17 protein-coding genes are annotated in these 24,525 nt (G+C 64.6%); 11 read left to right on the top strand and 6 right to left on the bottom strand.

All coding sequences use genetic code 11. The features are described 5' to 3' along the window. Positions 1-27 precede the first annotated feature (27 nt). Positions 28-2,076, top strand: a complete 2,049-nt coding sequence (locus tag PspR32_RS05330; protein ID WP_036994012.1) for a PhoX family protein — start codon at positions 28-30, stop codon at positions 2,074-2,076. A 39-nt stretch (positions 2,077-2,115) separates the two neighbouring features. Here the strand turns inward: PspR32_RS05330 and gspK are convergent, their stop codons facing one another. Beyond that, positions 2,116-3,081: a type II secretion system minor pseudopilin GspK gene (gene gspK, locus PspR32_RS05325; RefSeq protein ID WP_010220275.1), complete on the bottom strand. Its 966-nt coding sequence runs from the start codon at positions 3,079-3,081 to the stop codon at positions 2,116-2,118. A 143-nt stretch (positions 3,082-3,224) separates the two neighbouring features. Here gspK and tatA point away from each other — a divergent pair, with 143 nt between their 5' ends. The 9 genes from tatA to PspR32_RS05280 all read left to right on the top strand — a co-directional run bounded on the left by tatA (position 3,225) and on the right by PspR32_RS05280 (position 13,861). Next, positions 3,225-3,449, top strand: a complete 225-nt coding sequence (tatA, locus tag PspR32_RS05320; protein ID WP_010220276.1) for a twin-arginine translocase TatA/TatE family subunit — start codon at positions 3,225-3,227, stop codon at positions 3,447-3,449. After that, positions 3,449-3,727 (top strand): Sec-independent protein translocase protein TatB, encoded by a 279-nt coding sequence (gene tatB / locus PspR32_RS05315; RefSeq protein WP_036994011.1) that lies wholly within the window; start codon positions 3,449-3,451, stop codon positions 3,725-3,727. Before tatA ends, tatB begins: the two co-directional genes overlap by 1 nt. Continuing rightward, complete coding sequence (gene tatC, locus PspR32_RS05310; protein WP_159388172.1) at positions 3,727-4,482, top strand: twin-arginine translocase subunit TatC; 756 nt, start codon at positions 3,727-3,729, stop codon at positions 4,480-4,482. Before tatB ends, tatC begins: the two co-directional genes overlap by 1 nt. A gap of 70 nt (positions 4,483-4,552) precedes the next feature. After that, entirely contained in the window at positions 4,553-5,284 is a 732-nt protein-coding gene (locus PspR32_RS05305; protein ID WP_010220279.1) for a GntR family transcriptional regulator, read from the top strand. A gap of 10 nt (positions 5,285-5,294) precedes the next feature. Further along, positions 5,295-6,392: an N-acetylglucosamine-6-phosphate deacetylase gene (gene nagA / locus PspR32_RS05300; protein WP_036994008.1), complete on the top strand. Its 1,098-nt coding sequence runs from the start codon at positions 5,295-5,297 to the stop codon at positions 6,390-6,392. Beyond that, a complete protein-coding gene (locus PspR32_RS05295; protein ID WP_159388171.1) occupies positions 6,382-7,404 on the top strand; it encodes an SIS domain-containing protein in 1,023 nt (340 codons plus the stop codon). Before nagA ends, PspR32_RS05295 begins: the two co-directional genes overlap by 11 nt. A gap of 19 nt (positions 7,405-7,423) precedes the next feature. Beyond that, entirely contained in the window at positions 7,424-9,964 is a 2,541-nt protein-coding gene (gene ptsP / locus PspR32_RS05290) for a phosphoenolpyruvate--protein phosphotransferase (protein ID WP_100781988.1), read from the top strand. 12 nt (positions 9,965-9,976) lie between these two features. Continuing rightward, positions 9,977-11,644, top strand: coding sequence for an N-acetylglucosamine-specific PTS transporter subunit IIBC (nagE, locus tag PspR32_RS05285; protein WP_159388170.1), 1,668 nt, complete (start codon positions 9,977-9,979; stop codon positions 11,642-11,644). A gap of 192 nt (positions 11,645-11,836) precedes the next feature. After that, positions 11,837-13,861 carry an HET-C-related protein gene (locus PspR32_RS05280; protein ID WP_159388169.1) on the top strand — a complete coding sequence of 675 codons (2,025 nt, stop codon included), beginning with the start codon at positions 11,837-11,839 and terminating at the stop codon, positions 13,859-13,861. Positions 13,862-13,937: 76 nt separating this feature from the next. On the opposite strand, the gene PspR32_RS05275 is transcribed toward PspR32_RS05280, so the two are convergent. Both PspR32_RS05275 and purL read right to left on the bottom strand, forming a co-directional pair. After that, the gene (locus PspR32_RS05275; RefSeq protein WP_010220285.1) at positions 13,938-14,249 is read right to left on the bottom strand and encodes an NIF3 1; all 312 of its coding nucleotides are present in this window, start codon (positions 14,247-14,249) and stop codon (positions 13,938-13,940) included. A 2-nt stretch (positions 14,250-14,251) separates the two neighbouring features. Further along, complete coding sequence (gene purL / locus PspR32_RS05270) at positions 14,252-18,151, bottom strand: phosphoribosylformylglycinamidine synthase (protein ID WP_159388168.1); 3,900 nt, start codon at positions 18,149-18,151, stop codon at positions 14,252-14,254. A gap of 246 nt (positions 18,152-18,397) precedes the next feature. Between purL and mltF the strand changes: the two genes are divergently transcribed. Beyond that, a complete protein-coding gene (mltF, locus tag PspR32_RS05265; RefSeq protein WP_159388167.1) occupies positions 18,398-19,858 on the top strand; it encodes a membrane-bound lytic murein transglycosylase MltF in 1,461 nt (486 codons plus the stop codon). Positions 19,859-19,906: 48 nt separating this feature from the next. Here the strand turns inward: mltF and tadA are convergent, their stop codons facing one another. The 3 genes from tadA to PspR32_RS05250 all read right to left on the bottom strand — a co-directional run bounded on the left by tadA (position 19,907) and on the right by PspR32_RS05250 (position 24,519). Continuing rightward, entirely contained in the window at positions 19,907-20,389 is a 483-nt protein-coding gene (gene tadA / locus PspR32_RS05260) for a tRNA adenosine(34) deaminase TadA (protein WP_036994000.1), read from the bottom strand. Then, positions 20,389-21,765: a multicopper oxidase family protein gene (locus PspR32_RS05255; RefSeq protein WP_010220146.1), complete on the bottom strand. Its 1,377-nt coding sequence runs from the start codon at positions 21,763-21,765 to the stop codon at positions 20,389-20,391. The genes tadA and PspR32_RS05255 overlap by 1 nt, the downstream gene beginning before the upstream one ends. A 132-nt stretch (positions 21,766-21,897) precedes the next feature. After that, a complete protein-coding gene (locus tag PspR32_RS05250; protein ID WP_159388166.1) occupies positions 21,898-24,519 on the bottom strand; it encodes a membrane-targeted effector domain-containing toxin in 2,622 nt (873 codons plus the stop codon). Positions 24,520-24,525: the final 6 nt, after the last annotated feature.

The following is a 24,525-nucleotide window of genomic DNA, read 5'->3' as shown; positions in this document are numbered from 1 at the left end:
CATCATTGAACAAAAGGAACTGAACTGATGAGTCGAGACACCGGCGACAACCTGAACCGCAACCCAAGTGGCAACCTGCCCATGGACAGCGTTCTGGAGTCTTACCTGAGCCGCCGCAGCGTGGTACGCGGTGGCCTGGGCGCCGCGATCGCGATGATTGCCGGGACTGGCCTGACGGGCTGCTTTGACAGCAGTGATTCGGATGACGACGATCCGGTGGTCGAGCCGCCAACCCCGCCGAAACTGAAACTGGGCTTTACCTCCATCCCCGGCTCGCGCACTGACGCCTGCGTGGTCGCCGCCGGTTACACCGCCTATGTCCTGGCGCCCTGGGGCACACCGCTGAACACCAGCGCCAACCCGTGGAAAGCCGACGGCAGCAACACCGCCGCCGACCAGGCCAACTCGGTGGGCATGCACCATGACGGCATGCATTTCTTCCCCATCAACGGCAGCTCCGAAGACGGTCTGCTGGCGATCAACCACGAGTACATCGACGCCGACGCCCTGCACCCCAACGGCCCGACCAGCGACGGCAGCGGCAAGCGTCCGGTCGAGGAAGTACGCAAGGAGATCAACGCCCACGGCGCCGGGGTGATCCGCCTGAAGAAAGTCAGCGGCCGCTGGCAGGTGGTCGACAATGACCCACTGAACCGCCGCTTCACTACCGCCACGGTGATGAACATCGCCGGCCCCCTGCGCGGCAGCGACCACGTCAAGACGCGCTTCTCGAAGAGCGGCACCCAGGCCCGCGGCACCAACAACAACTGCGGCAACGGCTACACCCCGTGGGGCACCTACCTGACCTGCGAAGAGAACTGGCCGGGGATTTTCGTCAACACCAGCACCCCCCTGCCGGCCGACCAGAAGCGCATCGGCGTAAGCACCAAGGCCGGTAACTACAAGTGGGAAAGCGTGGCGGGCGATCCGACCGAAGTGGATGGCGAATTCAGCCGCTTCAACGTCACCCCGAGCGGCGCCAGCGCCACCGACGACTTCCGTAACGAGGCCAGCACCTACGGCTACATTGTCGAGATCGACCCGTACAACGCCAGCACCCTGGCGGTGAAACGCACGGCGCTCGGCCGTTTCCGCCATGAAGGCTGCTGCCCGGGCCTGCCGGTAGTGGGCAAGCCGCTGGTCTGGTACATGGGCGACGACTCGAACAACGAATATTTGTACAAGTTCGTCTCCACCGCGCTGTGGGAAGCGGCCGATGCCACCCCGGCCGACCGCCTGGCCACCGGCAACAAGTACATGGACCAGGGCAAGCTGTATGTCGCCCGCTTCAATGCCGACGGCTCAGGGGTGTGGTTGCTGCTCGACGTCAACACCCCGACCAGCAGCGGCAAGACCCTGGGTTCGATCTACGGCGACCTGCCGGGCATTATCCTCAACACCCGCGGCGCTGCCGACGCGCTGGGCGCAACGCCGATGGACCGCCCGGAATGGACCACGGTCAACCCGCTCAATGGCGACGTCTACCTGACCCTGACCAACAACAGCGCGCGCACCGCCGCCAAGGTCGATGCCGCCAACCCGCGCGGGCCGAACCGCCATGGTCATATCATCCGCTGGCACGACAGCGACAATCACCTGAGTTTCACCTGGGACATCTTCGTGTTTGGTGCCAACGCCGCCGGTACCGCCGACATCAACCGCTCGGGCCTGACCGAACTCAACCAGTTCGCCAGCCCCGACGGCATGAGTTTCGATAGCCGCGGCATCCTCTGGTTCCAGACCGACAACGGCGAAAAAACCCTGACCGACTACACCAACGACCAGATGCTGGCGGTGATCCCTACCGACCTGGTGAATGCCGCTGGCAAGCAGGTCCCGGTCAACGCCCAGAACCAGGTCGACCTGCGTCGCTTCTTCGTCGGCCCCAACGGCTGCGAAGTCACCGGCATTGCCTTCACGCCGGACAACAAGTCGATCTTCGTCAACATCCAGCACCCGGACAACTGGCCGTCCACCGATGTTGCCACCACCGTTACCCCGGCCGGCACCAAGGTGCGCCCACGGGCATCGACCGTGGTGATCCAGCGTGCCGATGGCGGTGAGATCGGCGTGTAACTCCAGAGCGGGTAACCTAAGCGTTGCGCAGCGCAGCCCTTACCAGGGCTGCGCTGTACGGCTGATCACCTGCACCTGCTGGGCCGGCACCAGCGCGTGCCATTGCACGATCCCTCGTGCCCGCAGCTGAAACTCGCTGCGCATCTTCTGCCCGTCCTGTTCGAACTCCAGTTGCAAGGCAAAGTCACCGCTGTTAAGCAACAAGCCTTCGCTCAACCGCGCGAATGTTGCGTCGTCCATCGCCCCCAGTGCCTGGCGCAACGCCCCTGCATCGTGATAACCGCCAGCAGGCCGGCCAGTGATAATCCGGGTCAGCAGCGAACGCGACACCTCGCCTTCGTACAGCGCTTCAAGCAATGGCAACTGCTCCAGACTCAAGGCATTGGCGTTAAGGCGCCAGCCGCTGGTCTGAGGCAAGACGCACAACTGCGGATAGCGTTGCTGCCGGCTGGCATCGGGCTCAAGCAAAAGGTTCAGTTCACTCATGTCGACCATCATCTGGTTGGCCGCCAGGCGCGCAGGTGACTGGCGCAGGTACTGGTCGCTCTCGGCGCCGCTGAGTCGGGCTTGCCCGTCGCTGTCGATCCAGTCGGCCAGGGCATCGGTCAAGCGTTGCGCGGCCATGTCATCGCCAAGCAGGTAGCGCAATTGCCGCGCGGCACGTTCGCTCTCTTCGCCAATCAGCGCGTTGACGTTGAAGCAGCTGTGCAGGTCGCGGATGCGCAAGGCCGCCGAACCGCCGGCAAAGGCATAAGACAACGGCTGCCCGCGCAGCGCTTGCCAGAACAGCGGGCTGGCGCGCCAGGCCGGGTCTTTCAGCGCCTGCTCGGCAAAGGCCAGGCCGGCGGTTTCCATGGCCCTGGCCTGCACCCGTTGCTGCACCAGGCGCACGCTGTCGATCTGCTGACGGCCGTCCTGCACCAGCCAGGTCAGGCCGCCTGCGAGCATCGCCAGCACCACCAGCACCATCAACAGCGCCGCCCCTTGTTGCCGCTTCGCACTCATGAACTGCACATCCCGAACCAATGAGCCGTCAGTCAACACAACGGATGTTGCAGGCACATGGCAAATACATCTGCACGTCACTTTTGCGTCACAAAGCGCAGGCAGGATAAGGCCTTCTTTTTCATGAGCTTGGAGCGTTTTTCATGGGTGGTATCGGGATCTGGCAGTTGCTCATCGTTTTGGTGATCGTGTTCATGCTGTTCGGCACCAAGCGCCTCAAGGGCCTGGGTGCGGACGTCGGCGATGCGATCCAGGGTTTTCGCAAATCCATGGGCAACGGCCCGGCCACGGACGAAGCCGTAAGCCCGGTCAAACCCCAGGCGCCGCTGCAGGCCGACAGCGTGCAGCACACGGAACGCCAGCGCTGATGTTCGAAGTCGGTTTTACCGAGCTGCTGCTGGTGGGCATCGTCGCTTTACTGGTGCTCGGCCCCGAGCGCCTGCCGACGGCGGCGCGCACCCTGGGCCGCGGCCTGGGCCAGGCTAAGCGCACCATGGCTGCGATCAAGGCCCAGGTCGACCGCGAACTGGACACCCAGGCCTTGAGCCAGGAACTCGATGCCGTGGCGTTGCAGCGCCTTGAGCAGGACCTGCGCCGCGGCGTCAGCCTGCAGCCGGACCACAGCCCAACCAGCGGAAACCCCTGATGAACACAGCAAGCCAAGACCCGGGCATGCCGCTCACCGCTCACCTGCGCGAACTGCGCAGGCGCCTGGTGCGCTGCCTGCTGGCCATCGCCGTGGTATTCCTCGGCCTGTTCCCGTTTGCCCAGACCCTGTATACCCAGGTCTCGGAACCGCTGCGCCGCTACCTGCCCGAAGGTGCGAGCATGATCGCCACCAGCGTCACCTCGCCGTTCCTGGCGCCGTTCAAGCTGACCCTGATGGCGGCGCTGTTCGTGGCCATGCCGGTGCTGTTGCACCAGGCCTGGAGCTTCATTGCCCCGGCGATGTACCGCCAGGAACGGCGCATCGCCCTGCCGTTGCTGGTGTCGAGCATCGTGCTGTTCTACTCGGGCATGGCCTTCGCCTTCTTCGTGGTCTTCCCGATGATGTTCGGCTTCTTTGCCAGCGTCACCCCGGATGGCGTGGCGATGATGACCGACATCGGCCTGTACCTGGACTTCATCCTCGCCCTGTTCCTGGCCTTCGGCCTGGCGTTCGAAATCCCGGTGGCGACTTTTATCATCGTCTGGGCCGGGGTCACCGACGTCGGTACCCTGCGCAAAAGCCGCCCCTATGTGATCGTCGGTTGTTTCGTGGTTGGCATGCTGCTGACCCCGCCGGATGTGTTCTCGCAAACCCTATTGGCGGTGCCGATGTGGATATTGTTTGAAGTCGGATTACTGGCCTGTGCTGCGGTCGAGCGCAAGGGCAACCAGGAAATCGTCTGCAACAACTGACAAGTGGTATTGACGTGGTATTTAAGTGGTATTAAATTTTTAATACCACTCGCCACCTGAAGCCACCGCCATGCCTCCGTTGACCGCCCTGCGCCCCGACGACACCCTGGCCACCCCGCTTTACCTTCAGTTGGCGCGCAATCTGGAACAGGCCATCCACGCCGGGCAGTGGAAAGCCGAACAGGCCCTGCCTTCGGAAAGAAGCCTCAGCGAAGCCCTGGACATCTCCCGGGTTACCGCGCGCAAGGCCCTGGAAGTGCTGCTCGAACAAGGCTTGATCCGCCGCATCCAGGGCTCTGGTACGTTCATCACCCCGCGCCTGGAACAACCGCTCTCACGCCTGTCGAGCTTCAGCGAAATGCTCCGCCTGAAGGGCTTTACCCCAAGCTCGCAGTGGCTGGAGCGCAGCGTCGACGCGCCGTCGGCCGATGAGCTGGTGCGCCTGGGCCTGTCGCCCAACGAACAGGTGGTACACCTCAAGCGCCTGCGCAAGGCCGATGACATCGTCATGGCCGTCGAATACAGCACCCTGCCCGCGCACTTGCTGGGCAACCCGGAAGCTATCGGCGATTCGCTGTACCAGTACCTCGACCAGATCGGCAAGCCGGTGGTGCGCGCCCTGCAACACATTCGCGCGATCAATGCCAGCGCCGAGCTGGCGGCGCGGGTCGGCATCGAGCCCGGCACCGCCATGCTGCTGATGACCCGGGTCGGCTACCTCGACGACAACACCCCCATCGAACTGACCGACACCTACTGCCGGGACGACTACTACGACTTTGTCGCCGAGCTGCGACGCTAGCGGAGCCCCCATGAGCGAACACAACATACTCACCCCGACGGGCTGGGTACGCGGACGCCTGTTGCTGCGTGACGGCCGCGTCGCCGCCATCGACGGCCAGCCGTGCGACCCGCAGAGCAACGATCTGCCCTACCTGCTGCCGGGTTTCATCGACTTGCACGTGCACGGCGGCGGTGGCAGCGACATCATGGAAGGCGCCGCGGCGTTCGCCACCATCGCCCGTACCCACGTGCGCTTCGGCACCACGTCGTTGCTGGCCACCACCATGACCGCGCCGAAGGAAGAGCTGACCCAGGTGCTCGCTGCCCTCGGTGAGTACGTTCGCCAGCCGCGCAGCGACGGCGCCCGGGTCCTCGGCGTGCATCTGGAAGGCCCGTACATCAACCCCGGCAAACTCGGCGCGCAGCCGAACTTCGCTCACCTGGGGCTGCTCGAAGAGGTCGACGCCTATATGGCCCTGGCTCCGATCAAGGTCATCACCATCGCCCCGGAAGTCGCCGGCCACCTGCCGTTGATCCGCACCTTGAGCGAACGCGGCGTACGCCTGCAGATCGGCCACACCCTGGGCAGCTACGAAGAAGGCGTGGCGGCCCTGGAAGCCGGCGCCACCAGTTTTACCCACCTGTATAACGCCATGAGCCCGCTGCACCACCGCGAACCGGGCATCGTCGGCGCAGCCCTGGCTCACGCACGCTTTGCCGAGCTGATTCCCGACCTGCTGCATGTGCACCCCGGCGCCATCCGTGTGGCCCTGCGCTCGATCCCCTGCCTGTACTGCGTAACCGACTCCACCGCCGCCGCGGGCATGCCCGATGGCGAGTACAAGCTTGGCAGCCACACCGTGACCAAATGCCTGGGCGGCGTGCGCTTGCCCGACGGCACCCTGGCCGGCAGCACCCTGACCATGGACCAGGCCCTGCGCAACCTGGTGAAGATCGGCCTGCCCCTGGCCGAAGCCTCCCAGCGCCTGTCGCAGTTTCCCGCCGACTACCTCGGCCTGCAAGCGCGCGGGCGCCTGCAGCCCGGTAGCTGGGCCGACGCCGTGACCCTGGATCGCAACCTCAACCTGATCGGCGTAATGGTCGAAGGAGAACACCTTGAGCTCTAAGATGCTTGCCGAAGCCCTGGCCTCTGCCACCGTTGTGCAGACCCAGTTGCAGCGCTGCGACGCGCGTATTGCCAGCGTCGCCGAACAGCTGCGTAGCCTCGCGCCGCAGGTAGCCCTGACGGTCGCCCGTGGCAGCTCGGACCACGCCGCCAGTTACTTTGCCTACCTGACCATGCAGCAGCTTGGCCTGCCGGTGGCCTCGCTGCCGATGTCGGTGGTGACCCTGCAGAACTCGCCCCTGCAGGTGCGCGGCCAAGTGGCCCTGGGCTTCTCCCAGTCGGGCCAGAGCCCGGACCTGGTCAACAGCCTGCGCACCCTGCGCGAACGCGGCGCCACCACCCTGGCGCTGGTTAACGCCGAGGACTCACCACTAGAGCATGCCTGCCAGTACCACCTGCCGCTGTGTGCCGGCCCCGAGTTGAGCGTTGCCGCGACCAAGAGCTTTATCGCCACCCTCAGCGCCAGCGCCCGTCTGATCGCCCACTGGCAGCAAGACCCGGCGCTGCTCGAAGCCGGCCTCGCCCTGCCCGGGCAACTGCGTGAAGCGGCAGAACAGGACTGGAGCCTGGCCATCGAGCGACTGCGCGATTGCCAGCGGCTGATGGTCATCGGCCGGGGCGCCGGCTTTGCCGTCGCCCAGGAAGCGGCGCTCAAGTTCAAGGAAACCTCGGCAATCCAGGCCGAAGCCTTCAGCAGCGCCGAAGTGCGTCACGGCCCGATGGCACTGATCGATGCCCATTACCCGTTGCTGGTATTGGCGCCTCGTGGCGTGGAGCAGGCGGGCCTGTTGCAACTGGCCGAAGACATGCGCCAGCGCGGCGCCACGGTGCTGCTGGCGGCGCCGGCGGACGTCCCCCAGCGCAACCTGACCTTGAGCAGCGCCGCCCACCCGGGCCTTGATCCGTTGCTGGCGATCCAGAGCTTCTATGTCATGGCTGCAGGCCTGGCCGAGGCACGTGGCATGGACCCGGATCAGCCCTGTCACTTGAGCAAAGTGACCCGAACTCACTGAGGCACCGAGGACCTTGCGCATGCCCGACAACAAGAACATCACCCTCCATGCCCCCCTCGAAGGCCCGCTGCTGCCACTGGACCAGGTGCCCGACCCGGTGTTCGCTGGCGGCACCCTGGGCAACGGCATCGCCATCGACCCGCTCAACGACTGCTTGCAGGCCCCCTGCGCCGGCACCGTCATCCACCTGGCGAAAACCCTGCACGCGCTGACCCTACGTGCCGACAACGGCGCCGAGATCCTTATGCACATCGGCCTTGATACCGTGCAGTTGCAGGGCCGCGGCTTCGAAGCGCTGGTGGCCAATGGCGAGCGCGTCGAACGGGCTCAGCCGCTGATTCGTTTTGACCTGGACCTGGTCGCACAACACTGCACCAGCCTGATCACCGTCATAATCCTGAGCAATAGCAGCGAATACCGATTGCTGCCGCGCACGACCCGTTCGGTGGCCCTGGGTGCGCCATTGCTGGATGTCATTCCCAACGCTGGCGTCGGCGCAGTCAAAGCTGCCAGCGCAGGTGAGACAGTGCGCGGTAGCACCAAGGTAGCCCATCACGGCGGCCTGCATGCGCGCCCTGCAGCATTACTGCGACAGACCGCCCAAGGTTTCGCCAGCCACGCCGAACTGCACTTCAACGGCCAGGTCGCCGCGCTCAACAGCCTGGTGGCGATCATGGGACTGGGGGTGGGTGAGCAGGATGAAATCGAAATCGTCTGCAGCGGTGCCGACAGTACGCCAGCCTTGCACGCCTTGTTGGCGGCAGTCGCCACAGCGACCGTCGGTGAACAGCATGCCGGCCCTGCCGTCAGCGTCCAGGCCAAACCCGTCGCCAACCTGGAGCCCGGCATTCTCAATGGTGTATGCGCATCACCTGGCCTGGCCAGCGGTCCGTTGGCGCGCCTGGATGCCATTCGCCTGCCGCACGACTCCGGCGGCCATCAACCCGGCCCGCAGCATCAAGCCCTGAACGCCGCGCTAGCCAGCGTCAAGGCCGCCATTGAAGCTGACCTGCAGCACCTGCAACAGGGCGATGCCGCGGCCATCTTCGAAGCGCACCTGGCACTGCTCGACGATCCGTCGCTGATCGACGCTGCGCGCCAGTGCATCGACCAGGGCAGCGCTGCCAGCCACGCCTGGAGCCAGGCCATCGACGCCCAGTGCGCAATCCTCAAGGCACTCGACAAGCCGCTGCTGGCCGAGCGCGCCAACGACCTGCAGGATTTGCAGCAACGGGTATTGCGCGACCTGCTCGGCGAAACCCGAGAGCTGAACCTGCCACCTTCGGCAATTGTCGTCGCCCATGAACTGACGCCCTCGGACCTGCTGCTGCTCGACAAGCACGCGGTAGCCGGGCTGTGCATGGTCGCCGGGGGCGCCACTTCGCACGTTGCCATCCTCGCCCGCGCCCGTGGCCTGCCGTGCCTGGTTGCCCTGGGCCCGGAGCTGCTGAACCTGCAAGCCGGCCAGGTTCTGGTGGTGGACGGCGAGCAGGCCCGACTGGAAACCGCACCGGATGCCGAACGCCTGGCCGAAGTCGCGCAGCTTCGCCAGCACCAGCAGCAACGCCGCCAACAGCAACAAGCCGCCGCCCAGGGCAGCGCCCAGACCCGTGACGGGCGCCTGATCGAAGTCGCCGCCAATGTCGCCTCGGCGGCCGAAGCTGCCCAGGCCCTGAGCCTGGGCGCTGACGGCGTCGGCCTGTTACGCACCGAGTTCCTCTTCGTCGACCGTCACACCGCCCCGGATGAACAAGAGCAGCGCGGCGCCTATCAGGCCGTGCTGGATGCCATGGGCGATCGTCCGGTAATCATCCGTACCATCGATGTCGGCGGCGACAAGCAACTGGACTACTTGCCCCTGCCCCACGAAACCAACCCGGTGCTCGGTCTGCGCGGCATTCGCCTGGGCCAAGTGCGCCCCGAACTGCTCGACCTGCAATTGCGTGCCCTGCTGCAGGTCAGCCCGCAGCGCCGCTGCCGGATCATGCTGCCGATGGTCAGCGAGGTCGATGAGCTGCTGGAAATCCGCCAGCGCCTGGACCACCTGACCAGCGAACTGGGCATCAACCAGCGCGCCGAACTTGGGGTGATGATCGAAGTTCCGGCCGCCGCCCTGCTCGCCGAGCGCCTGGCCGAACACGCCGATTTTTTCTCGATCGGCACCAACGACCTGTCCCAATACACCCTGGCCATGGACCGTGACCACGCGGGCCTGGCCGCCCGCGTCGACGCCCTGCACCCGGCGCTGCTGCGCCTGATTGACCTGACCTGCCAGGGCGCCGCCCGCCATGGCCGCTGGGTCGGGGTGTGCGGCGCCCTGGCCTCCGAGCCGCTGGCCACCGCAGTGCTGGTTGGCCTCGGGGTCAGCGAGCTGTCGGTCAGCGCCCCGCAGGTCGGCGAGATCAAGGAGCGCGTGCGCCAGCTCGACAGCAGCGAATGCCGCACCTTCAGCCAGCAGCTGCTGGGCCTGTCCAGCGCCCGCGCCGTGCGCCAGGCCTGCCGCGATTTCGCCGCACGCCCGCTACACCACCGCCACTCCCCACTTAGCACAGAACAATAACCGGAGAGCACCATGTACCAGCACTTCATCCAGGGCCTGCAACGGCTCGGCCGCGCCCTCATGTTGCCCATCGCCATCCTGCCGATTGCCGGCCTGCTGCTGCGCCTGGGCGATACCGACCTGTTGAACATCGCCCTGATCCACGATGCCGGCAACGCGATCTTCGCCAACCTGGCGCTGATTTTCGCCATCGGCATCGCCGTCGGCTTTGCCCGCGACAACAACGGTACGGCGGGCCTGGCCGGAGCCATCGGTTACCTGGTACTGGTCTCGACCCTCAAGGTCATCGACCCGCACATCGACATGGGCATGCTCGCAGGGATTATCGTAGGACTGCTGGGTGGTGCGCTGTACAACCGTTTCAAGGACATCAAACTGCCCGAGTACCTGGCCTTCTTCGGTGGCCGGCGTTTCGTGCCGATTGCCACCGGCTTGTCGGCGGTGGGCCTGGGCCTGCTGTTCGGTTTGATCTGGCCGCATGTGCAGGATGGCATCAATAGCCTGGGCAAGCTGATGCTCGACAGCGGCAGCATCGGCGCGTTCTTCTTCGGCGTGCTCAACCGCCTGCTGATCGTCACTGGCCTGCACCATATCCTCAACAACCTGGTGTGGTTCGTGTTCGGCAGCTTCCAGGGCGCCAACGGCTTGGTTGTAACCGGTGACCTGACCCGCTACTTCGCCGGCGATCCGCAAGCCGGGCAGTTCATGGCCGGGATGTTCCCGATGATGATCTTCGGCCTCCCTGCCGCTTGCCTGGCCATGTACCGTCATGCCCTGCCGGGGCGGCGCAAACTGATTGGCGGCATCCTCCTGTCGATGGCCCTGACCTCGGCCCTGACCGGCGTTACCGAGCCGATCGAATTCGCCTTCATGTTCCTCGCGCCGTTGCTGTTCCTGATTCATGCCGTGCTCACCGGCCTGGCCATGGCCCTGTGCGACCTGCTCAACATCCGCCTGGGTTTTACCTTCTCCGGTGGCGCCATCGACATGGCCCTGGGCTGGGGTCGCTCGACCAACGGCTGGATGGTGCTCCCGGTAGGGCTTTTGTATGCGCTGGTGTACTACTTCGTTTTCGACTTCTGTATCCGCCACTTCAACCTGAAAACCCCGGGCCGCGAAGACCAGCCCAGCGAAGAAGCTCCAGTCCAGGACGCTAGCGCACCACGCGGCACGCGCTACATCGATGCCCTCGGCGGTGCCGGCAACCTGCTGTCGGTGGACGCCTGCACCACGCGCCTGCGCCTGCTGCTCAAGGACCGTGGCCTGGCCCAGGACGGCGTGCTGAAAACCCTCGGCGCCATGGCCGTGGTGCGTCCGGGTTCAGGTGGCAGCCTGCAGGTAGTGGTCGGGCCGCTGGCCGACACCATTGCCGACGAGATCCGCAACCAGTTGCCCCATGCCCTGGCGAATGTCGTCGAGCAGCCGCAGGTGAAAGCCGAGGCGAGCGAAAGCATGGCTGCTGAAGACTGGCTGAGTGCATTGGGTGGCAAGGACAACTTGTTGAAAGTGGATTGCGTGGCTCTGACCCGGGTGCGGGTCGAGCTCAAGGATGCGCGCAAGGTGGCGCGCGAGCGCCTGCTGGCGTTGGGGTGCCAGGGGGTCAGTCCGCTGGCGGACGGGACCTGGCATTTGCTGCTGGGCAAGCGTGCTGCTGCCTTGAGCCAGGCGTTGCAGGGCTGAAAAGCATCGCGGGGCAAGACGGTGCTAACCGGTGACGGCCCGCTGCGGCTGGGTATTCCCCGAGACCGGGATGGCAGGCCGTTATCGGCCCACCCACACAAAATCTGACAGCCCCAGCGGGAGGCGTTGCCCGCTCCAACAGGAGCGTGAGCGCTAGCATGCTGGGGGCTCCATCCTCGATGAGCCCCCGCCATGACCTCTTCACCCACGACCCTGACAACCACCTTCGCGCTGGATCGACTGACCGAAATTGCCGAGTCGCTTTCACCGCAAGCCTTGCGCTCGATGCTCGCCCCGGTATTCGGAGACGACCTGCCAGAGACCTGCTACCAAAGATTGCACGACGCACTGCGCGACGGCGCGCTGGCCAGCCCTGACCACCAGATCGGCCCACAGGCGTTAGGCAAAGCCAGCTACGACAATGCCACCCGCATCATCCACCTGCACCCCGAGGTGATCGAGAACGCGCTGCGACAACCGCAGGCCGCCTGCGAGCTGGCCACCATCCTGCTGCACGAGTTCGGCCACCACCTGGACAACGTCCTGCGCCAAGACTTCGCACCTCGCCTGGCCGATGGCCGTGCCAGCGTCGCCGAAGACGCCCAGGGCGAAGAGGGTGCCCGCTTTGCCTACCTGTTCTGCAACGTCGCGCCCCTCGAGCCGGGCAAGCTGACAGTCGCCAGGCTGTGCGCGGGTGTTCGAGATACCCACTTGCAGGTGGACCACCCTGCGCTACGACGCTTCATCCGCCTGAGCCAGGGCGAGGATGCCCAACGCGCCGATAGCCACAACGCCCGCCACGAAGGCTTTTCTGCGGGGGGCGGTGACAAGCGGCATCCCGAGCGGTCCTGGGGCCACGGGTCGATCGAGGAGGATCTCAAGTACGCAGGCTTCAACGAACAGCAACGCAAGGCGATCTATTTTGGCAACTGGTTGCGCGACTATTCGCAGTTGCTCGACCCCAAGCTGGTCCGCGCACCCGACGCGCCGAAAGACTTCCCCGCCAAGTTTTCAAGGGAGGTCCTGACACAGCTCGTCGACCTGCTGGCGCTGAAGACCTTCCCCAGCCTGCAAGGCACACCGCAGGAGCGCAGCCACTATGTGGTCACCCCGCAGATGCTTGGGGTGTATCGGCCGAGCGAACACATCGACAACCCCTACAACCCTAGCGCATCGACCTTCGACCCACGCACCATCGACCCGGATTTCGAAGCGCCAGTCGCCCACGACGACCCGCTGCTTCAGGTCGACCCGAAAACCTCCATGAAGCGCCACATCTTCACCTCGGTCGACTACATGTGCGAGCGCCTGCGCGATGCCATGGCAACGGGCCCCACCCCCAAAGGCCTGCGCGAGTTTGGCGCGGCCCTGCACGTGCTGGAGGATTACTTCGCTCACTCCAACTACGCCGAACTCAGCCTGCGCAAACAGGGGCACAAGGCGGTGTTGCCATGGACCGGGAAAACCGATTGCAGGCACGCTTGGCCCGTCGTCACGGGCATGTTCGCCGGCACCGACGTGATCGCCAGCCTGGCCGAGCCGATGGCGAAGGTGTTGTTCAAGACTTCCGGCAGTTTCGAGAGCATCACACCCGGGCAGCGCGCGGACTCGGAGCTCGCCCTGCTGATCCTGCTACGCGACCATCCCGACCCGAAGTGGCAGGCGTATCTGCAGACGTCTCTGGAAGTGCGCGACGCCCTGGCGGACATTCCCGGGTTCAATGGGCTGAGGCGGGTCTCCTGGATCAGCAGCTCGCCCATTCGCCATACGCAGGACCTGATGAAGATGGGCTACCAGGCCGTCCTCAACCTGATCGGCAACACCGTCGACGACCTGCAAACCCTGCGTAAAGACAACCCCAATACATCCGGTTCGACCAACCCGACCCATTCCCAGCTCGCCAAGGACCATGACGTCCACCCCTTGCATACCCTGGCCAGTCTGATGGCGCGCGTTGCGGTACGGAACGTGGGCCTTGCCATGTACAAGCACTGGGAAGGCGGGCGGCTCCTCGACCCGGTAAAGGTCGCACGCAGTTACTTCACCCACCCCAACGACAGCGACTGGCAGGACGAACTGGTCAGCGTATGGGCAAGCGAGCACAGCGCAGAGATAAAGCGGGCCGGCAAAGCCTCCGTGTTCGACACGCCGCACGGGCATGAGCACCCGGACATCGACACCAGCGTCTGGGAGCGCATCCGTGGGTTGTTCAGATAAGCGCCTGTAAAAACGACAAGCCCCGGCAGGAGGCTGCCGGGGCTTGTCGTTTTGTAGCAGCGAGGCGTCAAGGCCCTCAGAAGTCAGCCAGCGGCCAGACCTCGTACGCCGGGGTCTCGTAGGGGTGGCTCTGCTTCAATGCAGTGACGACCTGCCCAACCAGCCCATCGGCCACTACCAGTTCGACCTTCCACTCCTCCACCACCTCGACCTGGCCGGCCTGCCCGAGAAACGGCTGGCTGCCGTCCAGCGGGCGGAACTGGCCCTGGCCCAGCACCTGCCAGGCGCAGCAGTCATAGTCGCCGATGCGCCCGCCGCCGGCGGCGAACACTGCGGCCTTGACCACCTCCACATGGCTTGGCGGGACGAAGAAGGCGAGCTTGTACACCCTTAGTTCACCCACGCCCGAGCGTTGCGGAACATGCGCATCCACGCCGCGTCTTCGTTCCAGTCATCCGGACGCCAGGAGTTCTGCACGGCACGGAAGACCCGCTCAGGGTGCGGCATCATGATGGTGACGCGACCGTCGCGGCTGGTCAGGCCGGTGATCCCGCGCGGCGAGCCGTTCGGGTTGGCCGGGTAGCTCTCGGTGACCTTGCCGTGGTTGTCGACGAAGCGCAGGGCCACGCAACCGGACAGGTCAGCTTCGAGCAGGGCTTCTTCGCTGGCGAACTCGGCATGGCCTTCACCGTGGGCGATGGCGATCGGCATGCGCGAACCGGCCATGCCCTGCAGGAAGATCGAGTTCGACTTCTGCACCTCGACCATGGCCACACGGGCCTCGAACTGCTCGGAACGGTTACGCACGAAGTGCGGCCAGAACTCGCTGCCCGGAATCAGTTCGTGCAGGTTGGACATCATCTGGCAACCGTTGCACACACCCAGGGTGAAGCTGTCGGTACGCTCGAAGAAGCCCTGGAACGCATCACGGGCACGGGCGTTGAACAGCGCCGACTTGGCCCAGCCCTCACCGGCGCCGAGCACGTCACCGTAGGAGAAGCCGCCACAGGCCACCAGGCCCTTGAAGTCGTTGAGGTCAACGCGACCGGCAAGGATATCGCTCATGTGCACGTCGATGGCGTTGAAGCCGGCACGGTCGAAGGCTGCCGCCATTTCGACCTGGCCGTTGACGCCCTGCTCGCGCAGCACTGCCACCTGCGGGCGCACGCCCTTCTTGATGTAGGGCGCGGCGATGTCCTGGTTGACGTCGAAGCCGAGCTTGACGCTCAGGCCAGGATTGTCTTCTTCCAGCAGCACGTCGAACTCTTGGTCGGCGCAGTCGGCGTTGTCGCGCAGACGCTGGATCTGGTAGCTGGTCTCGGCCCACTGGCGTTGCAGCAGGCGACGGTCGCCCTTGAACAGCTCTTCACCGGCCAGCTTGATCAGCACTTCGCCGTTGTTGATCGGCTGGCCGATCACCGCGACGCAGTCTTCGCCAAGGCCAGCAGCGCTGAACTGGGCCAGCACGTCCGGGGTGGCGTCCTGACGCACCTGGATCACCGCACCCAGCTCTTCGTTGAAGAGGATGGCGGCGATTTTCTCGCGCTTGCTGGTCAGGGTGTCCAGTTCCAGGTCCAGGCCGCAGTGGCCGGCGAAGGCCATTTCCAGCGCGGTGGTCAGCAGGCCGCCGTCGGAACGGTCGTGGTAGGCCAGCAGGTGGCCGTCGGCGTTCAGGCCCTGGATCACGGCGAAGAAGGCCTTGAGGTCTTCGGCATCGTCGACGTCTGGCGCTACGGCGGCCAGCTTGCCGTGGGTCTGGGCCAGGATCGAGGCGCCCATGCGGTTCTTGCCGCGGCCCAGGTCGATCAGGATCAGGTCGGTCTCGCCCTTGTCCATGCGCAGTTGCGGGGTCAGGGTCTTGCGCACGTCGAGGACCGGGGCGAAGCCGCTGACGATCAGCGACATCGGCGAGGTGACGCTCTTCTCCGCGCCCTCTTCGCTCCACTTGGTCTTCATCGACATCGAGTCCTTGCCCACCGGAATGGTCAAGCCCAGCTCCGGGCACAGTTCCATGCCGACAGCCTTGACGGTGTCGTACAGACGGGCATCTTCACCCGGGTGGCCGGCAGCGGACATCCAGTTGGCCGACAGTTTGATGTCGGACAGCTTGCCGATGTGCGCGGCGGCCAGGTTGGTCAGGGTCTCGCCGATTGCCATGCGCCCGGACGCCGGGGCGTCGAGCAGGGCCAGCGGGGTGCGCTCGCCCATGGCCATGGCTTCGCCGGTGTAGACGTCGAAGCTGGTGGCGGTGACGGCGCAGTCGGCCACCGGTACCTGCCACGGGCCAACCATCTGGTCACGGGCAACCAGGCCGGTAATGGTGCGGTCGCCGATGGTGATCAGGAAGCTCTTGCTGGCAACGGCCGGGTGACGCAGGACGCGCTCGACCGAGTCGTTCAGTTCCAGGGTGCTTGGGTCGAAGTCATCGCCCAGCTCCGCTTCGCGGGTCACCGAACGGTGCATGCGCGGCGGCTTGCCCAGCAGCACGTCGAGCGGCATGTCCACCGGGGTGTTGCCGAAGTGGCTGTCGGTCACGGTCAGGTGCGGCTCGGCAGTGGCCTCGCCAACGACCGCGAACGGGCAGCGCTCGCGCTCGCAGATGGCCTGGAAGCGCTCGAAGTCGCCGGCGCTGACCGCCAGCACGTAACGTTCCTGGGATTCGTTGCTCCAGATCTCGTGCGGGGCCATGCCCGGCTCGTCGTTGGGCACGTTGCGCAGCTCGAAGCGGCCACCGCGGCCACCGTCGTTGACCAGTTCCGGGAAGGCGTTGGAGATACCGCCGGCGCCGACGTCATGGATGAAGGCGATCGGGTTGTTGTCACCCAGTTGCCAGCAACGGTCGATAACCTCCTGGCAACGGCGCTCCATTTCCGGGTTCTCGCGCTGCACCGAGGCGAAATCGAGGTCGGCGGAGCTGGCGCCGGTATCCACCGACGAAGCCGCGCCGCCACCCAGACCGATGAGCATGGCCGGGCCACCGAGCACGATCAGCTTGGCGCCGACGGTGATCTCGCCCTTTTGCACGTGGTCTTCGCGGATGTTGCCCAGGCCACCGGCCAACATGATCGGCTTGTGGTAACCGCGTACTTCTTCACCGTGCGGGGTGTTGATCGACTGCTCGAAAGTACGGAAGTAGCCAGTCAGGGCCGGACGACCGAATTCGTTGTTGAACGCGGCGCCGCCCAGCGGGCCTTCGACCATGATGTCGAGGGCGGTGACAATGCGGTCCGGCTTGCCGTAGGCCTGCTCCCATGGCTGTTCGAAGCCCGGGATGCGCAGGTTGGAGACGGTGAAACCGGTCAGGCCAGCCTTGGGCTTGGCACCGCGGCCGGTAGCGCCCTCGTCACGGATTTCGCCACCGGAACCTGTGGAAGCACCGGAGAACGGCGAGATGGCGGTCGGGTGGTTGTGGGTCTCGACCTTCATCAGGATGTGCACCGGCTCCTGCACCGCGCCGTACTGGCGGGTTTCAGGGTTCGGGAAGAAGCGCCCGGCCACGGAACCGACGATCACCGAGGCGTTGTCCTTGTAAGCCGACAGCACGCCTTCGTTGTGCATCTGGTAGGTGTTCTTGATCATGCCGAACAGGCTTTTTTCCTGGCTCTGGCCGTCGATGTCCCAACTGGCGTTGAAGATCTTGTGGCGGCAGTGTTCGGAGTTGGCCTGGGCGAACATCATCAGTTCGATGTCGTGCGGGTTGCGCTTGAGGCCCTGGAAGCTGGTGACCAGGTAATCGATCTCGTCTTCGGCCAGGGCCAGGCCCAGCTCGACGTTGGCTTTTTCCAGGGCGGCGCGGCCACCACCGAGGATGTCGACGGCGGTCAGCGGCTTGGGCTGGGCGTGGCTGAACAGGCTGGCGGCCTCTTCAAGCTTGGCCAGCACCAGCTGGGTCATGCGGTCGTGGAGGATGTCGGCAACGATGGCGGCGTCGGCGTCGCTCAGCTCACCGCTGACGTAGTAGGCAATGCCCCGCTCCAGGCGCTGGATGTTTTCCAGGCCGCAGTTGTGGGCGATGTCGCTGGCCTTGCTCGACCAGGGCGAGATGGTGCCGAAACGCGGAACCACCAGGAACAAGCGCCCGCTTGGCTCCTGGACCGGTACGCTCGGGCCGTACTTGAGCAGGCGCGCGAGCACTTGCTGTTGGTCGGCACTCAGATCGCCGTCAACCTCGGCGAAATGCGTGAATTCAGCATACAAACCACTAACAGCGGGGACTTTCTGGCTCAGTTGCTCGATTAACTTACCGTGGCGAAAGGCAGAAAGGGCAGGAGCGCCGCGCAGGATCAACATCGTCGGGACAGCCTCAGGAAGGGGGTGTGCTTAGAGGCCGTGCATTCTAGCCTAATTCCAGCGCTTCCGGCACCCGAAACACAGCATTGCGACACCTGGACATGTCGGCCCGGCAAAGCGGACTCAGGGGTCAAAAAAAACCGCCTGTTTCGACCTGCATTTTGCCTTTAACGCAAAGATCGCTAGCAGACAAGCAAACCGTTGTCGAGATATGGCGCAACCGGTCCTTTGCGTATACTGCAACCTATGTTCGCCCAAACCGCTTTGCGCCAGCGGTGCGCCAGATGGCTCATCGCAACCGGACTCTTCCTGATGCTCGGTGCCTGTGTTGAAAAACCCAGCACCCTCGAGCGCGTCAAGGAGGATGGCGTGCTGCGCGTGATTACCCGCAACAGCCCGGCCACCTACTTCCAGGACCGCAACGGCGAAACCGGCTTCGAGTACGAGCTGGTCAAGCGTTTCGCCGACGATCTGGGCGTGGAGCTGAAGATCGAGACCGCCGACAACCTCGACGACCTGTTCAACCAGCTCGGCCAGCCTTCCGGCCCGGTGCTCGCGGCAGCGGGCCTGGTCAGCAGCGAGCAGCGCAAATCGCAGGTGCGCTTTTCCCACCCGTACCTGGAAGTCACCCCGCAAATCATCTACCGCAACGGCCGCCCACGGCCCACTGACGCCAAGGACCTGGTCGGCAAGAAGATCATGGTGCTCAAGGGCAGTACCCATGCCGAGCAGATGGCCGAGCTGAAAAAGCAGTATCCGGCGCTCGAATACGAAGAATCTGACGCCGTTGAAGTGGTCGACCTGCTGCGCATGGTCGACGAAGGGCAGATCGACCTGACCCTGGTCGACTCCAACGAACTGGCGATGAACCAGGTGTATTTCCCCAAGGTACGGGTGGCCTTCGACCTCGGTGACGCCCGCGACCAACGCTGGGCCGTGGCCGCAGGCGAAGACAACAGCTTGCTCAACGAGATCAACGAATTTCTCGACAAGGTGCAGAAGAATGGCACCTTGCAGCGTCTGAAAGATCGCTATTACGGGCACGTCGATGTACTGGGCTACGTAGGCGCTTATACCTTTGCCCAGCACCTGCAGCAGCGCCTGCCGCGCTACGAGAAGGCCTTCCAGGCCTCGGCCAAGAAGGAGCAGGTCGACTGGCGCCTGTTGGCTGCGATCGGCTACCAGGAATCCATGTGGCAGGCCGAGGTCACCTCCAAGACCGGTGTGCGCGGCCTGATGATGCTGACCCAGCGCACCGCCCAGGCCATGGGCGTGTCCAACCGCCTGGACCCGGTGCAGAGCATCCGCGGCGGCGCCAAGTACTTCATGTACGTCAAATCCGAGCTGGATGACAGCATCAAGGAGCCGGACCGCACCTGGTTTGCCCTGGCCGCCTACAACGTCGGCAGCGGTCACCTGGACGACGCGCGCAAGCTGGCCAAGCGCGAGGGCCTGAACCCTGACAAGTGGCTGGACGTAAAGAAGATGCTGCCGCGCCTGTCGCAGAAGCAGTGGTACAGCAAGACCCGCTACGGTTATGCCCGCGGCGGCGAGCCAGTGCACTTCGTCGCCAACATCCGCCGCTACTACGACATCCTCACCTGGGTGACCCAGCCGCAGCTTGAAGGCAGCCAGGTGGCCGAGAGCAACCTGCATGTGCCGGGTGTAAACAAGACCAAGCCGAGCGAGCAGACTCCGCCGTTGTGAGACTGGGGGCCGCTGCGCGCCCCATCGCCGGCAAGGCCGGCGATGGGCTCAGGCCTTCGCCCGCCGCGCCTTGAAGAACTCGGACAGAATCGCCCCGCACTCCTGCGCCAGCACGCCCCCCTCGAACATCACCCGGTGATTGAGAAACCCCTGGGTAAAGAACTGCCCCTGGCTTTGCACCACGCCCGCCTTGGGCTCCAGCGCGCCATACACCACCCGGCTGATCCGCGAATGGACAATCAGCCCGGCGCACATGCTGCACGGCTCCAGGGTCACATAGAGCGTACTACCCGGCAGGCGGTAGTTGCTCGCTGCCTGGGCGGCGGCACGAATGGCGACCATCTCGGCGTGGGCGCTGGGATCGCTGCCGCTGATCGGGCAGTTGAAGCCACGGCCAATCACCTGACCGTGCTGAACCACTACCGCGCCCACCGGCACTTCGCCCATGGCCGCGCCTTGCGCTGCCAACTCCAGCGCCAGGCGCATGAATTGCTGATCGCGGCTGCGATCGATGATCTGCGGCTGGCGCATCACGCCACCTCGATCGCGGCCATCAGGCCGGTTTCCATATGGTCGATCACGTGGCAGTGGAACATCCAGGTACCCGGGTTATCGGCCACCAGCGCCACCCGTGCGCGCTCGTTCTTGCCCAGCAGGTAGGTGTCGGTGTAGTACGGTTCGATCTTGCGCTTGTTCGAGCCGATCACCTTGAAACTCATGCCGTGCAGGTGAATCGGGTGTTGGTACTGGGTCATGTTCTTCAGCTCGAAGATGTAGCTCTTGCCCTTTTGCAGCGTGGCGATCGGCCGATCGGCACAGGTCTTGTCGGTGATGTCCCAGGCCTTGCCGTTGATCTGCCACAAGCTTGGCGGCTTGCCGTTCTCGGTGTTCACCGAGACCGAGCCGACCCACTCGAAATTGAAGTTGAGCTTCTCGGCATTGGCCAGGTCCGGCTCGGCAATCGGATTGGCCGGCAGCGCCGGCGGCCAGTCGCCCGGCCCTTCGCTGCTGGCCACCGAGCGCAGGGTCCCCAGGCGCACCGGACCATCGCGCAACGACAGCTCTTCACCGGCCGGCGGCATCTTGATCGCCAGGCAGATACGCATGCCCGGGCCCAGCCAGTAGTCCTTGCCCAGCGGGCGCGGGGTGATGGGATTGCCGTCCAGCGCGTAGACCTTCGCCTCGAAGTTGCCCTTGAGGTTGATGCGATAGGTCAGGGTGTTGTCGAGGTTCAGCAAGCGCACCCGCACGATTTGTCCGGCAGGCATGTCGACCACGGCGTTGGCCTGGCCATTGATGGTGATCAGCCGGCCCGCAGTGCCGCCACGGGCGGCCTCGCGCGGGATGCTGAAGGGCAGGTACGCGCCCTGCTCGTCCACGTGCCAGTTCTTCAGGCTCAGGGTGCGTTCATGCTTGAAGCCGGTAGGCTCGCGCTCCTCGACAATCAGCGGGCCGACCAGGCCGCGGCCGAGTTCCTCGGAGCTGTTCACATGCGGGTGGTACCAGTAGCTGCCGGCATCCGGCACGCGGAACTTGTAGTCGAAGTACTCGCCCGGCAACACCGGCAGCTGCGAGACGTATGGCACACCGTCCATCTCCAGCGGCAGGCGGATGCCATGCCAGTGGATGGTGGTGGCCACCGGCAGGTGATTGATGAAACGTACCCGCAACCATTCGCCCTGGCGCACCCGCAGTTCGGTACCCGGCGCCGACGGACCGAAGGCCCAGGCCTCGGTCTTGAACCCGCAGACCAGCTCGACATCCAGCGGTGCGGCGATCAGCTCGTAGTCATGCCCGGCATTCGGATCGGTGCGCCCCAGCCAGTAACGGGACGCACCACCCGCGCCCAGGCCAATCGCCACCAGGCCGCTCAGGCCACCGAGAATTTGTCGCCGGGTAAAGGACATGCAGCAGGTACCTCGTAATGCCAGGAACAACATGCCGGCACCCGGCGAAAAAAGCGCCAAGGTACCGGCGATGAAGGGCGAATACGATACACCTGCAATTGAGAAATATTAAGTGAAGAGTTGCCGCAGGGCCTACTCACCTGGCCTTATCACGCCTGGCGGGGCAGTAATGGCGTCACGAAACGCAACGGGCTGATCCTGCGTCTGCAATGCCAGGCGCAAGTCACCCTGTACGATACCGTCGGGGTTGCCCATGCTCGGCAAGTAGTATTCACCCGCATCCAGGGTAATGCCGGTCGCCTGCCCCGGCCCGGCATCGACCAGGCGCAAGCCTGGCACCCCTTGCAGTTCCGCCAGCCCTGGTACGCGCTTGTACAGGTTGCTGTGGGTGTTGCCGACCAGCGCCACCCATTTGCCTGCGCCAGGCTCCGCTTGCCTGGCGGTAATAACCCAGTTGGCATAGTAGTTCATGACTTTCTGGCGCAGCGGATTGAACGGTTGCTCAACCTCAAGGCCCTCCAACTGATAGCTCGCCACACAATCCACAGCCTGTACCCTGATACGGTTGGCCCGGGCTTTTCTTACCAGTTCAAGGAAGGTGTAGCGGCCAGTGGGATCGGTACGATGCCCGACATCCAGCCGCTCCAGATAGCGCCGCAATTTCGCACTCATGCGCCCGCTGCGATGGAACAGGTCCAGGTCCGCCTGGTGCAGATCCGTCATCAGGTGCTCGAGATAAAGCGTGCGTACGCCTTTGGCATACATCGGCGTGAGGTTTTCCAGCAGCCAACGCTTGCTGGCGATCGAGGCGTGTGATTCGCCAATGACCACGCCGGCGTGCTCGTCGAACAATTCGATGAATGCCCGCTGCGGGCTGATCGAGGCCGCTGGCGGGTGAATCCTGAACCTGGGCAGGGTTATCCGGGTGAAGAAAGTCTCGGCATCGGTGCGCAATTGCTGCCGAATCTGCTCCAGGCTATCGCGCACTTCCATCAGCGGCGACTCCGGGTCGTAGTAATCACCGCCGATTGCCCGCCGGTTCCTCGCACTGAGCAGTTCCAGCACCGCAGGCCGGGCCGGTTCGGGGACTTCATAGCGGCCTGGAACGGCCTCGAAGGGCGAATAATCCACCATCGCGACCGCCGGCTCGGGCGTCAGCCCTCCCAGGCACTGGCCGCCCCCGCGCAAACAGGCGGACTCAAGCACGATCCACTGCCCCTGCTCGTCCAGGCGCACGGGTATTACGCCATTGAAGGCAAACGGATTGTCTTCAGGAACAATCAACCAGGTACGCAAGGCCTGGTCATAGCGAACCCGGTAGGGCACCCCCTCGAGCTCGATGTACTGGGCACCATCAGCCAGGCTACTGACACCTTGCAAGGGGCCGCTCGTGGCCGCTGGCACATCGATGATCACATTGCCTTCAAGCGGGCCCAGCCCTTGCGCCGCCCCCCGCCCCAGTGGCAGCAGAAACGGCAGGTTGAGCAGCAGATCGACACCGGCAAGGATGGCCCCAAGCAAGCCCGCCCGACGCTCTTCGGGGTTGTCGCCATCGACCGCCTGCTCGATGTTCAACGCAAGGCTGGCAGTACCTACAGCCACCGCCAGCAGTGCCAACGGCCAACCGGCAGGCGCCACGGCACCGAGCAGGCGCGAAGCCACGCCCAGGTAGCCCACCCACAACTGCGCACGCAGTTCGGCATTGGTGCGCAGGGCCGCATCGGTTTCAAGTTCCATGTGCTGCCGGGCGTTGTCGCGCATCCAGGTGAAGACCTCGCCGTTGATCGGCGCACACTGCACCTGAGCGGCAAATGCCTCTACCGAGCCTTGCGCCCAGGAGGCGAGTTGATCACGCAACCCCTGCACCTGCTGCGGAGCGCTGGAGAAATAAGCCAACAATTGCTCGCGGCTGGCGGCCACCTGCAGCCAGCCAAACAGCCATTCGAACAGTTCCCGCTGGCTACTGAAAACCTGGAACGACGGCACCGCACCGGGCATGTAGAGCACATGCTGTGGCTGTGCCCCCGGCCCCTGCAACCACACCAGCGCCGACGACACCTGCCCGGCCAGGCTCAAGGTCGCAAGCTGAATGCCGGCAGCAGGTTGCTGCACTTGATCAAAATGCTGCAGATGCACAGCAACGCTGCTGTCGAAGCCGACAGCGTCGAACACCAGTTGCAACTGCTGCTCGTTCAGATGCCCACCGAGGCCTGCCTGCAACGCTTGCGCCAGGTAATTGAGCTTGCTGAGCGCGCGCACGTCAGCACCGTGCTCGACCCAGAACGCCGTACGCTGGCGCTGGAACCCGGCGCCAAAGTCCATCTCCCACAAGGCGTTAAGGACTTTTTGCGGATCCAGACGCACTTCATTGCTTTCATCGAAACGCCGCGCCTCTGGCCCCTCGGTGTAGAAACCGCCGTACAACTGCAGAAGGTCGGCGTTGTCCTGGTCACTGACGCGAAAGCGGCGCATGACTAACTCGGTCAAGGTCCAAGACTGATAAGGCGTTCCATAGTGCTCCCAACCGGTGTAGCTGCGGTCGTTGCTGGCGGCGTGGGAAAAACGATTCCAGTAGATCTTGTCCGGATCCCCGTGCTGGTTGGTTTGTGTGACCAGCAGTTGCATCGCCGCCAAGCGAGCGCTGGCATGCAGGTCCGGGAAGGCATTGACCACCGTTTCGGCAAGCTGGCGCAGCGATGCACGCGCCGCCTCAAGGTGCAGGTTGGACTGATCAACAGACTGCAAATGTTCCATGACATG

This window comes from Pseudomonas sp. R32, from assembly GCF_009866705.1.
GTDB lineage: Bacteria > Pseudomonadota > Gammaproteobacteria > Pseudomonadales > Pseudomonadaceae > Aquipseudomonas > Aquipseudomonas donghuensis.
This window is presented reverse-complemented; position numbering and strand designations above follow the sequence as displayed.